This window comes from Pseudomonas nitroreducens, from assembly GCF_010994165.1.
Taxonomy (GTDB): domain Bacteria; phylum Pseudomonadota; class Gammaproteobacteria; order Pseudomonadales; family Pseudomonadaceae; genus Pseudomonas; species Pseudomonas nitroreducens.
The window spans coordinates 1098304-1112060 of record NZ_WMBX01000001.1 but is presented as its reverse complement, the minus strand read 5'-3'; the positions used below and the strand labels follow the sequence as shown (position 1 = coordinate 1112060).

Annotated in this window: 11 protein-coding genes; 1 reads left to right on the top strand and 10 read right to left on the bottom strand. The window is 63.4% G+C overall.

Annotated elements, in window-relative coordinates; genetic code table 11:
• Nucleotides 1-54: 54 nt before the first annotated feature.
• The 10 genes from GJV37_RS05290 to GJV37_RS05245 all read right to left on the bottom strand — a co-directional run bounded on the left by GJV37_RS05290 (nucleotide 55) and on the right by GJV37_RS05245 (nucleotide 12452).
• Complete coding sequence (locus tag GJV37_RS05290) at nucleotides 55-1428, bottom strand: DUF1329 domain-containing protein (RefSeq protein ID WP_171049562.1); 1374 nt, start codon at nucleotides 1426-1428, stop codon at nucleotides 55-57.
• A 34-nt stretch (nucleotides 1429-1462) separates the two neighbouring features.
• Nucleotides 1463-3253 carry a DUF1302 domain-containing protein gene (locus tag GJV37_RS05285; RefSeq protein WP_138526463.1) on the bottom strand — a complete coding sequence of 597 codons (1791 nt, stop codon included), beginning with the start codon at nucleotides 3251-3253 and terminating at the stop codon, nucleotides 1463-1465.
• A 295-nt stretch (nucleotides 3254-3548) separates the two neighbouring features.
• Nucleotides 3549-4391: an oxidoreductase gene (locus tag GJV37_RS05280; RefSeq protein ID WP_138526464.1), complete on the bottom strand. Its 843-nt coding sequence runs from the start codon at nucleotides 4389-4391 to the stop codon at nucleotides 3549-3551.
• Nucleotides 4392-4625: 234 nt separating this feature from the next.
• Nucleotides 4626-5585 carry a DHHA1 domain-containing protein gene (locus tag GJV37_RS05275; RefSeq protein WP_138526465.1) on the bottom strand — a complete coding sequence of 320 codons (960 nt, stop codon included), beginning with the start codon at nucleotides 5583-5585 and terminating at the stop codon, nucleotides 4626-4628.
• A gap of 80 nt (nucleotides 5586-5665) precedes the next feature.
• Nucleotides 5666-7567, bottom strand: coding sequence for a sulfate adenylyltransferase subunit CysN (cysN, locus tag GJV37_RS05270; RefSeq protein ID WP_138526466.1), 1902 nt, complete (start codon nucleotides 7565-7567; stop codon nucleotides 5666-5668).
• Entirely contained in the window at nucleotides 7567-8466 is a 900-nt protein-coding gene (gene cysD, locus GJV37_RS05265) for a sulfate adenylyltransferase subunit CysD (protein WP_138526467.1), read from the bottom strand. Before cysD ends, cysN begins: the two co-directional genes overlap by 1 nt.
• A gap of 15 nt (nucleotides 8467-8481) precedes the next feature.
• Nucleotides 8482-8982 carry a VOC family protein gene (locus tag GJV37_RS05260; protein ID WP_138526468.1) on the bottom strand — a complete coding sequence of 167 codons (501 nt, stop codon included), beginning with the start codon at nucleotides 8980-8982 and terminating at the stop codon, nucleotides 8482-8484.
• Between the two features lie 45 nt (nucleotides 8983-9027).
• Nucleotides 9028-10194, bottom strand: a complete 1167-nt coding sequence (locus tag GJV37_RS05255) for a DUF1214 domain-containing protein (protein WP_138526469.1) — start codon at nucleotides 10192-10194, stop codon at nucleotides 9028-9030.
• Complete coding sequence (locus GJV37_RS05250; protein ID WP_138526470.1) at nucleotides 10191-11390, bottom strand: sulfotransferase family protein; 1200 nt, start codon at nucleotides 11388-11390, stop codon at nucleotides 10191-10193. Before GJV37_RS05250 ends, GJV37_RS05255 begins: the two co-directional genes overlap by 4 nt.
• Before the next feature lie 51 nt (nucleotides 11391-11441).
• Nucleotides 11442-12452 (bottom strand): alcohol dehydrogenase catalytic domain-containing protein, encoded by a 1011-nt coding sequence (locus GJV37_RS05245; RefSeq protein ID WP_138526471.1) that lies wholly within the window; start codon nucleotides 12450-12452, stop codon nucleotides 11442-11444.
• Between the two features lie 129 nt (nucleotides 12453-12581).
• On the opposite strand from GJV37_RS05245, the gene GJV37_RS05240 reads away from it, so the two are divergent.
• Nucleotides 12582-13757, top strand: a complete 1176-nt coding sequence (locus GJV37_RS05240) for a helix-turn-helix transcriptional regulator (protein ID WP_138526472.1) — start codon at nucleotides 12582-12584, stop codon at nucleotides 13755-13757.

Here is a 13757-nt window from a genome sequence, read left to right as displayed (position 1 = left end):
GCCATCGGCAGGTGCCGGGCTTCGTTGCGGAAGCCCGGCGCGCTCAGGCGGTTCCTAGCGAATACCCGCGCCAGCCATCGCCGAGGGCGACAGGAGGTTCGGGGAGAAAGGTGGTACTGCGTACCAGCCCGTGCGGGTGTCAAACGGCAGCGACGCCAGTGCGTAGTTACGCTTGGAGTGGTCGTAGATCAGCACGCCCTCGCTGCGCATCATCGGCACATCGTCATAGCCAACGAACAGGACGAAGTTCTGCGAGTGGTGGAGTTTGCCCGCCGCGTCGTAGGAGTTGTACATGGCCATGTTCCAACTGTCCTCGTCCAGATAGAAGCGCTTCTTCGGGTTGGTATGGCGCTGCCCGGACTTCAGGGTCGCCTCCACTTCCCATACGCGGTGAAGCTCCCAGCGGACCTTGTCCGGGTTGACGAAGCCGCTCTTCACCAGCTCATCCAGCTTCGCCGAAGCCGTACGGTAGGTGTTGTACGGAACGTACATTTCCTTCTTGCCGATCAGCTTGAATTCGAACCGATCCTGCTTGCCATCGAAACCGGTGATTTCGTCGAAGGTGATCAAGCCGCCGTATTGCGCGGAAACGGTGTCGTACTTGAACTCAGGTGCAAGGCGCACGCGACGTTGACCAGGCGAGTAGGACCAGGCGCTGTCGCTTTTGATGTCAAGTCGCAGCGGCGTGTAGCGCATGTCCTTGGAACCCGACTTGGCCGCCGGCGCCTTGTTGTTGTTGACCAGGCGGTTGGCGTAGTCGGAGCTGGTCTTGGACGGGTCCCAGTACTCATGCTCGTAGAAGACCGTCGAGTCGGTCACCAGAGTCTTCTCGCCGGCGCTGTCGATCAGGTAGGTGGCGAAGTTGCCGGACTCGTACGGCCGGAAGAAGCGCACAACAAAGTTCCACATGGCCTCGTTGCCGGTCTTGGGTATCGGGAACGGTACTTGCGCGTGGGCATCAGCCAGGCCGGTACCCTCGCCTTCCAGGTGCGGCTTGGCGATGTTATTGAGGGTGTTGTCGTGAGCAAACTTCGGCAGCGGCGGCGCGCTGCGATGAGTCGGGTACACGTCCAGGCGGTAGTCCGGATACTGCGCCAGCAGCGCCTTGTTGCCGTCATCTACCTTGTCCGCGTACTGCGCCAGGTTTTTCGAGGTAATGGAGAACAGCGGCTTCTCGCCGGCATACGGATCCACGTAAGGGAAGCCGCCTGCGGCCTGCCGCGGCGAATACCCGGCCGGCGGTTTGGTGAGCGCCTTGGCCGGATCGTAGGCCGGAATGCTGCCATCGCTGTTGCCGGCGATGGTGGCACCGAACTCGGTTAGGGTACTGCCGATCTGCTTGATTTCATCAGCGGAGGGGGCAGCGAAGCCCTGTCCGGCGAAGGCATAGGAAACAGCGATGGAAAGTAGGTATTTCTTGTAATTCATTTTTTCACCCATCCATTCGTGCAGTTTGCGTTAGTCAGAAGGCGGTCTTCAAGCTCAGCGAGAGCCAACCGTGATCGTTCTGCCACCAGGTGCCGCCACCGGTCACGCCCTGCGCCCCGGTTGAGGTGTAAGTGTTGTGGTTAGGCGACCAGCTGTCGTTCCAAGCGAGCTTGACGGTGTGGGTCTGATAGATATCGGCCTGAACGCCGAACGAATAGCTGACCTGATCCTCCGCGCCGATCAGGCCGCCGGTGGCAGCATTGCCCTGCACACCCCAGGAAACGAACACCGGCGCGCTCAGGTCGACACCCGGTAGCACCTGCAGCCAACGAGGGGTGAAGTTGGTGGAAAAGACCGTCGAGTTTCGCGTAGCACAACCATATGACTCATCACCGCTACCCGGCTGGTGGCTACCATCGCTGCAAAGAGGCGAGCTGGACCCTTTCATTGGGAAGTTGTTGCCGCCCAATGCGGTGAAGTCGCCATTAATGGAATAGCCGAAGGCGGGGTCGTAGGTAACCTTGTCTAGGTGCTGGAAAGCCAGCTCCGCTGCAATCTCACCGGCATCCCACAGAGGCGTCTCAGGTAACAACTTCACAGCGTTGAGTACGATGCCGTAAACATCGCCGCGCGGAGCATTTTGCGAGTCGAAGCCTACAATTGCCGGCCCGACTTGTTGCAGGCGGCCAGTAACCGTTGTGTAAAGCTGAGCGTTTTTGCGATAGGTCAGCTCTAGGCCCCAGTTGACACTGGCAATGTTCTGCTCCATGGCAAAGCCGAACAGCTGGTTCTTCTTCGGGTTGTAGACTCTGTCCAGCAGGCCGTCGTCAGCGGTGGCGAAGGGGTTGGGGGTCTTCTCGCGGAACTCGCGGAATACCAGGCTCATGTTCCCGCCGTCCATGAAGTCCGGCTGCCACTTGGCCATGACGCCCCAGTCGTGCTGGCCGCTGCCAGGCTTGTTCTTGGTTTCGCCGATGATCGGACCGTCGGCGCCGTAGAAGGCCGGGCCGGCGTATTCGAAGAAGGTACCACCTTCCGGGTAACGATCGCGGCGCCACTCCAGGGAGTACTGCCAAGCCAGCGAAAATTCGGGGTTCAGTTGAAGGGTGCCGGTAAACTGGGTCTGCGGCAGGAACAGCTCCTTGGCCTCCAGGCCCGGACTGTAGGCTGCCTTCTGCAGGTCCAGGGCGGCCTGGCTGTATGCGATGGACGCCTGCTTGGACTGCGGGAACAGCGAGTTGCCCCAGTAGATGTTGTGGCGACCGAACTTCAGCGAGGTAGTGGTGGTACCGACATCGAAGGTTCCGAAGACGAAACCGTCCAGCAACTCGGCGTAGGGACCGGTGGTGTAGTTGCGGGTGTAGTCGGAATACTTGCCATTCTTGAAGAACTCGCGAGAGATGGCATCGCCATAGCTGGGGTCGTCCACGCCACCGTCGTAGGTGGGGTCGTACCAGGCAGCGGCGCTCATGCGGAAACCGTAGTTGTCGCGGAAAATGAAGTCGAATTCCGAGAGAATGTCGAGGCGGTTGAGGATCACGTCCCCCTTGTCGAAGCGGTTGTTCCCCAGCGCGACGGCATTGTTGTTTGGGTCGGGAGTCCCCGCCGGTCCCATCTTCAGTCGGGAGTCGGTGTTTTCACCACGAATGCCGATGTTGTAGCGCACGGTGGTGTCCAGACGACTCTGGATGTCTGAATTGCCGAAGTCCAGATCCACGGCGTATGCGTTACCCGCTGCAGCGGCCACCGCCATGGCCAGCAGGGACGCTTGTGCGTGCAGGCGCTTGGAGGAGGCGAAGCGAGGCTGAGTGAAGCGAGGCATCATTATTGTTTTTCTCCATCTCTTATGCCGAGCCGGTTAAGGCCACAGGGAGGTTCAGGTGAGGTGTATCAGCTCCCGACGTGTTTTCCGAGCGCTCCAGATCAGGCAAAGGTGAGCGTCGGTCGTTTACATTTTGGTGAACGACGTTCGTATAGTTGTACATGGTTCAGGGCTTGTCAATCGCTAATCTGACGCTACCTGCAACGAATTTTTGCGACCATGCCAATGCCAGAAACGGCTCTACGGCGGCCATTGCGAATGGCCACCGTGAGTTCGAAATCAGCAAATACGGAGGGGATCAGTCGTACAGGATGTCTTCGCTCACCTTGCGCCAAGTATCCAGTTGTTCCAGAGTCTGCTGCAGTACTGACCGATAGGTGTTCCAAGCGCTGGGGTGAACCGGCAGGTGCAAGGGCGGCTGCTCCGCATCCACTGCGGCGATGATCGCCAGCGCCGCCTTCGCCGGGTCGCCATCCTGATGACCATCCATTTGTTCCAGCCCGCCGCGCACCGCGCCGGCGGTCTTCTGGTAGTCCTCGATTACGCGCTCGGAGCGCACGATGGCGTTGCTTGACGCCCAGCGAGTACGCAGCGCACCGGGCTCAACATTAGTAACTCGAATGCCCAGTGCCCCGCCTTCAGCGGCCAAGGCCGCGCCCAGCCCTTCCAGGGCGAACTTGGAAGCGCTGTAGATCGGCATGCCGGGAATGCCCATGAAACCGGCCATCGAGGTGATGTTCACGACATGCCCCCAACGTTTGGCGCGCATCGACGGAAGCACCGCCTGGGTCGCGGCTAGGGCACCGAAGAAGTTGGTTTCCATCTGGTCGCGGGCCTCGCGCTCGCTGACCTCTTCCAAGGCGCCGGCCAGGCCGTAGCCGGCGTTGTTCACCAGCACGTCGATGCCGCCATGCCGTTGCGCTGCGGCGGTCACCACGTCGAGCACCCGCGGGTAGTCGCGCAGGTCCAGCTCCAGCGCGTGGGCACGCCCCGGTGCCAGCGCCTCGAAAGCGGCCAGTTGCTCGGGCTTGCGCAACGTGCCGATCACCACTTCACCGCGCGACAGCACGGCCTTGGCCAGCGCTTCGCCGAGGCCACTGGAAACACCGGTGATCAACCACTTTCGTACTGCTGCAGACATCGGGAACCTCCTTCTTGTTGTTGGGAACTGGCTCCGCTATCGCTCGCAAGTCCACCTCGCGGGGGGTAGCGCTTTCCCGGATAGCCGACAGCTGACCAGTGCGGCTCCGAGAGAAAACACCATACACAAAAAGGAACGTCATTCACAATAGCGCACACAATATAGGTCTCTTCGAGCCAGGTGGCGGCTTTCTCCACCTTGCATCGAACAGCCGGCACACGTCTGGGAGCGGACTCAACGGTAGGCGACACGCAAGCGAGCGATGAAGTTGTCCAATTCCGACGTGGGCAGGTGGTTGATCCCGGCCGCCGCCGCGCGCCCACCCCCAGTCAGGAACTGCCGGCACAAGTCTGCCGCGCCGACCTTGTTCGCGAGCGGTGCGCGCACGCTAACCACATAGCCGCCATCCACATTCGGGGTCAGTACAGCGTGGGCTCTTTCGGGATAGCGGTTGCTCAGTTGGTTGCCGTACACACCACTGACGCGCCGCGCCCAGGGTTGATCGGGAAGTATGTAAACGGCCGTTCGCCCGTCAGAGGACAGCGGCACCAGCGCTTCGACGCAACGCATGTCCTCATGGTAACCATCGTGCAGACGTTCGAAGTGTTCGCGGTCGTCGCGGATGAAGTCGAGCGGGTCTGCGTAATGACTGACCCTCAAGAAGAGCTCATCCGGTGCGTAATGCAGGTCCTCCACCCGTTCGCCATAACCGTTGTAGTTGATGCAGGTGCCAAGCTCCTCCAGCAAGGCCAGCTCCGCCGACGTCAGGTCGAGTTGCCGAGCCGCCGCCTGCGCGCTTTGCCGGAGGTTGTCGCCGTAGGCGCCGACCACCGCCCAGCGCGCGAAGCGCCCCTGCAGGTGGCCATTGACCAGAAGGCTGGTGCAGACATCCGGCGCCTCGTTGATCAATGTGCGCAGGCGCGGCGCCGCAGGTATCTCGCCAGCGAAATGATGATCGACGTAGAACACCTCGGCTCCAGCCGCGAGCTGCCGGTCGAGTGAGGCACGATTCTTGTCCATGGAGACATCGAGCACCGTGACCTGATCGCCGGCTGCGGCCCACACCCGGTCAAGCAACTGGATGTCGCGCTTGACGCCAGTGACCAGAACCGCCTCGCGCGGCGAGGCCAGACGCAGCTGGGTGAGTGCGCAGATGCCATCGGCGTCCCCGTTGAAGACATCGAAACTCGTCATGTGCCAGATCCATCTATTGAAGGGCGCGGGTGACCCGTCGAGCGGGCCACCCGCAGTAGCGGCAAGTCCATCGCCTGGGCTCAGATGATTCCCAGCGCCTTAAGCTCCGCGATCACCCGCTGGGCCGCGTCCTCGGCGGAAAGCCCTACGGTATCGAGCCGCAATTCGGGACTTTGCGGCGCCTCGTAGGGCGAATCGATGCCCGTGAAATGCTTCAGCTCGCCACGCCTGGCCTTCTTGTACAGCCCCTTCGGATCGCGCTCCTCGGCAATCGCCAGCGGGGTATCGACGAAGATCTCGATGAACTCGTCCCCTTCCAGCAGTTCGCGCGCCATCCTCCGCTCCGCGCAGAACGGAGAGATGAAAGCGGTAATGACGAGCAGACCGGCATCGACCATCAGTTTGGCCACCTCAGCAACTCGCCGGATGTTCTCGACGCGATCGGCCTCGGTAAAGCCCAGGTCCCGGTTGAGCCCGTGCCGGACGTTATCGCCATCGAGCAGGTAGGTGTGTCGCCCCATGGCATCGAGCGTCTTCTCCACCAGGTTGGCGATGGTCGACTTGCCCGCCCCCGACAGGCCGGTGAACCACAGAACGCAAGGTTTCTGGCTCTTGAGACGGGCGCGCGCGGCCTTGTCCACATCCAGGGACTGCAAGTGGATATTGTGGGCGCGCCGCAAGGCGAAGTGCAGCATCCCGGCGCCTACCGTGTTGTTGGTCAGGCGGTCGATGACGACGAAGCTGCCCAGGTCGCGGTTGTCACGGTAGGCGTCGAAGGCCAGCGGCCGGTCCAGCGCCAGGTTGACGATGCCAATCTCGTTGAGCTCCAGGGCCTTGGCCGCCAGGTGTTCCAGCGTGTTCACATTGACCTTGTGCTTGAGCTGGCTGACCTGGACGTTCGCGGTACGCGTGCCGCATTTCAGCAGGTAGGGGCGCCCAGGGAACAGAGGCTCCTCGGTCATCCAGACCAGGGTTGCCTCGAACTGATCCGCCACTTCCGCAGGGTTCTCGGCGATGGAAATGACGTCCCCCCGGGAGATATCTATCTCGTCCCGCAATGTGAGCGTTATCGACTGGCCCGCCACGGCTAGCGGCAGGTCACCGTCACGGGTGACGATGCGTTCGACGCCGCTTTCCTTGCCCGAGGGTTGTACGCGAATGCGATCGCCAGGGCGAACCTCTCCAGAAGCGATGGTGCCGGCGAAGCCACGGAAATCCAGGCTGGGCCGATTCACCCACTGCACAGGCAACCGGAACGGCTGGCGCTGCATCCGCTCGTCGTCGATCTCGACGGACTCCAGGTGGGCCATCAGAGTGGTGCCCTGGTACCAGGGCATGGCCGCGCCGGGGGCGACGATGTTGTCCCCCTTGAAGGCCGACATTGGTATGAAGGTCACGTTTTCCAGGCCGATTCGCCTGGCGAACTCGCGGTAGTCCTCCACGATGCGGCGGAACACCTGCTCCGAGTAGTCGACCAGGTCCATTTTGTTGATCGCCACCACGATGTGCTGGATGCCGAGGAGCTTCACCAGGTAGCTGTGGCGCCGGGTCTGGGTCAGCAGGCCCTTGCGCGCGTCGACCATCAGCACGGCTGCATCCGCGGTCGAGGCGCCGGTGACCATGTTACGGGTGTATTGCTCGTGGCCCGGGGTGTCGGCAACGATGAACTTGCGCCTGTCGGTGGAAAAGAAGCGGTAGGCTACGTCGATGGTGATGCCCTGCTCGCGCTCGGCGGCCAGCCCGTCGACCAGCAGGGCGAAGTCGATCTGGTCACCCTGCGTGCCCCATTTCTTCGAGTCCGCCTTGACGGCGGCGAGTTGGTCCTCGAAGAGCATCTTCGATTCGTAGAGCAGGCGCCCGATGAGCGTGCTCTTGCCGTCATCCACGCTACCGCAGGTGATGAAGCGCAGCAGGCTCTTGTGCTGGTGGTTCCTGAGGTACTGCTCGATGTCCGTGGCGATGAGGTCGGAAACATGTGCCATCAGAAGTACCCCTCTTGCTTCTTGAGTTCCATGGAGGCGGCGGAGTCATGGTCGATGACCCGCCCCTGGCGCTCCGAGGTACGCGTCAGCAGCATTTCCTGGATGATCGCCTGCAGTGTGTCGGCTTCGGACTCGATGGCGCCGGTCAGGGGGTAGCACCCCAGAGTACGGAAGCGCACATTCTTCATCATCGGCGTCTCGCCCTGGCGCAAGGGCATGCGCTCGTCGTCGACCATGATCAAGGTGCCGTCGCGCTCCACCACCGGGCGGAGCGCCGCGTAGTAGAGAGGCACGATGGGGATGTTCTCGAGGTAGATGTATTGCCAGATGTCGAGCTCGGTCCAGTTCGACAGCGGAAACACGCGAATCGACTCCCCCTTGCGCTTTCGGGCGTTGTACAGCTTCCACAGTTCCGGGCGCTGGCTCTTCGGGTCCCAGCGGTGCTGGTCGGAGCGGAAGGAAAATACCCGTTCCTTGGCGCGTGACTTCTCTTCGTCGCGTCGCGCGCCACCGAAGGCGGCGTCGAAACCGTACTTGTCCAGGGCCTGTTTCAGGCCCTGGGTTTTCATGACGTCGGTATGGATGGCCGAGCCATGGGTGAAGGGGTTGATGTCCTTCTCGACGCCCTCGGGGTTGATGTGGACCAGCAGTTCCATGCCCGTCTCGCGAACCATGCGCTCGCGAAAGTCGTACATATCGCGGAATTTCCAGCGCGTGTCGACATGCAGCAGTGGGAAAGGCGGAATGGCGGGATAGAAGGCTTTCATCGCCAGGTGCAGCATCACCGCGCTGTCCTTGCCGATGGAATAGAGCATCACCGGGTTCTCCGCCTCGGCGACCACCTCCCGCAGAATCTGGATGCTCTCTGCTTCGAGCCGCTGCAGATGGGTAAGCGTCATGAACCTGCCCTCCATCTAGTTGCGCGGCGCCTGGTTGAGAAACTCCAGACCGACGGGAGTGCAATGGATGTACTCCAGGTAATGCCCGAGCACGTCGCGGGTATCGATGTACACGGCCTTCAGGACACCCCCCATTCCACCCTCGTAGGCAATAGCCTGGCCCTTTCGCGTAGCAAGCTGCACGGCCTGCTTCAAATCTTCTTCGCGCTGGAACAGGTGCCCCATGTGATGGTGGCGAATGGCGAAGTCGCCATCTTGGGGCAGCAACAGCTCATAGATACTGCCGCCCTCCCCCTTGGGTTCGATGAGCTCGATCATCACGTCGCCGGCATAGGCGGTGGCGATGGAAACACGGGTGCGCTCGTCATAGGCGACATCGCGCAGTTCGAAGTAGCGCTTCACGCCGTATTGCTCGTCGAAGGTACGCATGGCCTGCTCCAGGTCGGTGGTGACGTAGGCGATCTGGAAGAACCCCGGTAGGAAATGGCAGCCGTTGTGCAGCGAAGCAGTATTCATGGCCTTGTCCTCGTTTTTGTTGTTCTGATGCTGTTCTTCGCGGCGTCACCAGCGGCGGCGCAATTGCGCCCCGCGACGCCGATCCGCGAGCGCGGTCCGCCGCTGCTCTGCTGTCAGCATTGAAGTACTCGCCGGCAACCGCTCGCGCAGGGCGCTCAGCGGGACGCGGGTCAGGGTCGGCAGCGGATGGGAACTGGCTTCGTACCAGCGGCCGATCAGGGTGCCCTGGGAATAGCCGCCGGTATCCAACCAGTTGGCGACGCCAGGGTCGCGCTGTGCAATCACAGCGCGGAAGCAACCATCCGCATCGACGCTCACCTGGCTCCCATTCAAGCTGCTTTGATGACGCAAGTAGTCGATGGCGTTGAACAGCGGATCGTTGAGCTGAACGTTCCAGTAGCGACACGTCTCTGGCAACCGGACCTCAAGAATCAGGGCATCGTCGGGCCCCACCTCGAAGACCGACTGCCAGTAGGACTGACCGCTGACGGCGCCACCGAAGGTCGTCAGCTCCAGGCGGTTGACCTGGCCACGGTCGCGCAGGCCATTCTGGTGCCGCAGCCACATCCGCGTCAGCCGCTGGGTGAAGCCGCCAAGCAGCTCGCGCATGCGTCGATCCACTTCGGCCGGCTCCAGGCGGGCGTCGGCCGCCGGCGCGTCCAGGCGCTCGATGGCGAGCCGCGCGTCCCGTTCGACGCCCCACCGGTAGGAGCGCTGGCGGACCATGACGTAGGTGGCCTCGGGGTCCAGCGCCCACCAGTCCCCCGCATGGCCGTCGGGGCGCTCGCGGCTCAGGAGCACCTCGAAGGCGCCCCCTTCGGCCAGGCTCAGAGTTTCGGCATCGTGGTTGGCGAAGGTCGCCCCCGGCTGCTCGCTTAGACCCATCATGTCCTTGCCGATGGAGAACAGCAGCAGGTGTACGCTGCCCCGCTCCCCACTGATCCGGTAGGTGCCCTCGCCGCAGATCGGCGCCAGGTAGTAAGTGTCGTCCGGGTTTGGCTGCAGCAGGAACACCGAGTTTAGGAACGGCGCCCAGTCCGGATGGGCAGGGTCGGCCTGGAAGTACAGGAAGTACCCAAGCGCCAGATTCATCAACTGCTGGCGGTACAGGTCCGCGCGCATCTGCTCGTCGCCCGGCGCCCAAGTCAGTTCGAGGAGTTCCTCGGCCGGCTGCAGCAATTCCAGGTAGTGGTTCCACGAAAGCAACGTCATGCCTGCACTTCCCCTTCTCGAGTGTCATCGGTGACGCCGGCCAGGCCAAATCGGCGGGAATAGCCGCCGAACTCGCGGCGGATCGCCTCTTGCTCCAAGCCGAAGCGTTGCGGCGTGTAGCGATGCTCGCCGTGCCGAGTAGTGGGGCTCTCGGCGATCCAGCGATCCATTCGCTGTTCCACCTCGGCGTCTAGGGTGAACCCGAAGTGGCCGTACAGCGCCTTGACTACCCCCAGCGGGTCACTGTGGAAGCGCCGGTGATCGACATCGAAAACCCGCCCGCCGAGCGACTCGCGCAGTTCCACGGCGCGATCGAGAGCCTGCCGCCAATAGGCGCTTTCGCGGCCACCAATCCCGAGGAGCTGCACGCCCTCGCCTTCCACCACGCGCCGGGCCATGCTCAGGACGCTGCACAGTGACGGCAGCGCCTGCGCCGGATCGCGATGGGTCTGCACCACGCAGGCGTCCGGGAATACCTGGAGAAGCGCCTCGAGCTGGGCGATATGCCCTGGGTTCTTCAGCAGCCAAGGCTTGTCCGGTTCGTCCGCGCCGATCAAACGCAGAACATCGGCGTAGCGGCGGTAGGAAGGCAGCTCCGACTGGCCAAGGAACCAGGCGTCATAGCTCGGCACGCCGAGGCTGCCGACGAACCAGTTGCTGACGAAGGACTGCTTGAGAATCTCAAGGCATTCGTCCACCTCATCCACCACGATCTCGTGGCCAGCGCGCAGCTCCGGAACTATCGCGAAGAACTGCTCGAGGTTCCTCCGGGAACGCTGGAAGTGGATATTGCCCTCCCAGCTCGCCCGTGGCGGCCGCACCATGGGCGTCTCGCTGAGCCAGTGCTCCAGCCCCTGGAACTGCGTGTCCAAGGCCAGCAACTTGTGCAGGGCGGTGGTGCCGCTGCGAGGCATGCCTGTGATGACCAGCGGGCGGCGTATGTGATGGCCAAGGCAGTCCGGGCGACGGCGCCAGCCTTCCTGGGTATGCAGGCGGGCGCTCATAACCCCGACCAGCATGCCCCAGGCGATTTCCCGCCCCATCGCGGTCGGTTGCAGGTCGGTATCCAGGGCTTTCAAAAGGACACCGAGGCCGTCCAGGTAGTCGTCGCGGCCGAAATCCTCCAGGCCGGTGGCGAGCGAAGCCGATTCATGCAGAAGGGCCTCGCTGCCGGTGAAGCGCGCGGGTGCTGCCACAATATTCTCCTCAGGGTCAGCTGGTGATAGCGATTCGCGTGGGTTCGACGCTCAGCGCCAGGGGTCGAGCAGGACCTTGCATTGCGCGGTGCGTTCGCGGAGCGCCTCGAAGGTGGCCGGCAGGGCCTGCAGGCCGACGGTGTCGGTGACCATCGCACGCGGCTCCAGATGGCCGGCATCGAGCGTCCGCGCCACGTGCTCGAACTGCGCCACGCTGTAGGTGTTGGCGAACTGCAGTCGGACCTCCTTGAATAGGCCCGCTGCCGGGACGAAGGTGTCCGGCACGCTGCAGCAACCGAGTACGACCACCGTTCCCCGACTGCGCACGGCGCCGACTGCCTGGGCGATCAGCCCGGGGGCGCCTGCGCACTCGAACACAAGGTCCGGCGCGCCGCCGAGTGCCGCCTGCGCGGCCTGCTCCGGTGCTAGCTCGGGATCGAGGAAAGCGTCCGCGCCCATCTCCCTGGCCAGAGGCTCGCGGCGCCGGGAAGCGGCACTGACGGCGATGGCTCCGGCGCCCAAGCGGCGCGCCCAGAACACGGTCGCCAGCCCGATCGGCCCCGCCCCCAGCACCAGCACTCGCGCGCCGGGTGCCATCTGTGCCAAAGCCACGCCATGCAGCCCCACAGCGAGCGGCTCCACTAAGGCGCCGTCGGCCAGGCTCAGGCTGGTGGGCAGCTTCACACTCTCACGCTCGGTCGCTAGGGTGTACTGCGCGAAGGCCCCCGGAAGCCCGCGCATGCTTTGGCTGCAGAAGAACGGCGTACCCTCCTGGCAAGCGATGCATGCCCCGCACCCAGTCATCGGCAGGGACGCGACCCTGTCGCCCACCTTGAGCTTGCGCACCCCCCCGCCGATCGCCACCACCTCGCCCGCGAACTCGTGGCCGGGGGTGGTTCCCGCCGGATAGGTGTAACCATGACCACTGGTCATGTGCAGATCGGTGCCGCAAATGCCACAACGCCCCACCTGCACCACGATCTCGCCTGGCCCCGGAGTCGGGTCGGGAACGTCCTCAACTGCCAGGGGTTGTCCTGCCTGCCTGAAGATTGCTGCTTTCATGGAACGCGTGCCTCCCGGTTATTGTTCTGCAGGCGGCCTTTGGCTACCTTTTTGTTTAGGAATTCGCATCTCGTTCCGAATAATGAACTCACGCAGCGTGCAAACCCATTCCCATTTGGGGAGAGAGTTATGATTTCGAGAGTCGCCACCCCGCCCGCGCCACAATCGCCTGCCGACGGCGCGCAGCGGGTCACCGACGACGCCCTGCTGCAGTCGCTCTACGAAGGGCCGATCGAGGCGGCGCCCTGGCGCGGTTTCCTGCGCGCGCTGCGGGACCGGCTGGATAGCGGTTATGCGAATCTCGCCTTCCATGGCCTGGCCGGAGCGCCGCAACACAGGCAGGCCATCCAGGACGCCGACTGGGATTGCGGGCGGCACGAACGTCCCTATCGCGATACCTACGCCCGGCTCGACCCCATCGACTACTTGGATATGCAGCCCGGCACGCTTTACCGGCTGGATGACATCCTGGCCCAGGCCGGCCCGGAGGGGCGGCGCTTCCATCGCGAGTTCCTCAGGCCGGCGGGAATGGACCAGTTGGTGATCCTGCACGTTGCCGAACCCGGCGGCCTGCGCGCCTGGCTCACCCTCGCCCGGCGCCATCCAGCGCGCGCATACGAACCCGCGGAGCTGGCCCTGATGCGGGCGCTAGCACCGCATCTGTCCAGCGCGCTGAAAGTGTTCGCCGTGCTCGCCAAGGGCAGCGTCCAGCAGAGCGTCTATCGCGACGCACTGGGGCACTACGGTATCGGCAGCCTGCTGCTCGACGGCCGCTGCGAAGTGCTAGAAATAGATGAATCGGCGCGACGCATCATCGCCGAGCACCCAGCCTTGGGCATTCATGGCAACCGGTTGAAACTGACCGCTGCCGCGGACGACAGCGCCCTGCAAGCGCTGCTCGAAGACGCCCTGGGCGACGAATCAGCGTCCGGCTGCCACGCCATGCGCGTAGCCGGGATGACACCCCTCGAGTTGCTGGCGCGGGCGCTGCACAGTCCCCTGCGACATGTCTGCCAGAGCAGCCCGGCATTGGTCCTCCACCTCAGGAGCGAAGCCCGGGTGTCGGAGGCCCTCGACTATGAGAACCCCTTGATGAAGCTCCTCGGATTAACCGCGACCGAGGCATCGCTGGCACTTCGTCTGGCACAGGGAAGCAGCCTGGTCGAAGCGGCCCAATTCCTGGGGCTGACCGAGCAGACCGTGCGCACCTACTCCAAGCAGATCTTCGCCAAGACGGCCACTCGGGGCCAGGCCGACCTGGTGCGCCTGGTCCTGAGCAGCGTCGCCCGCCTCGGTGCGGGCTGA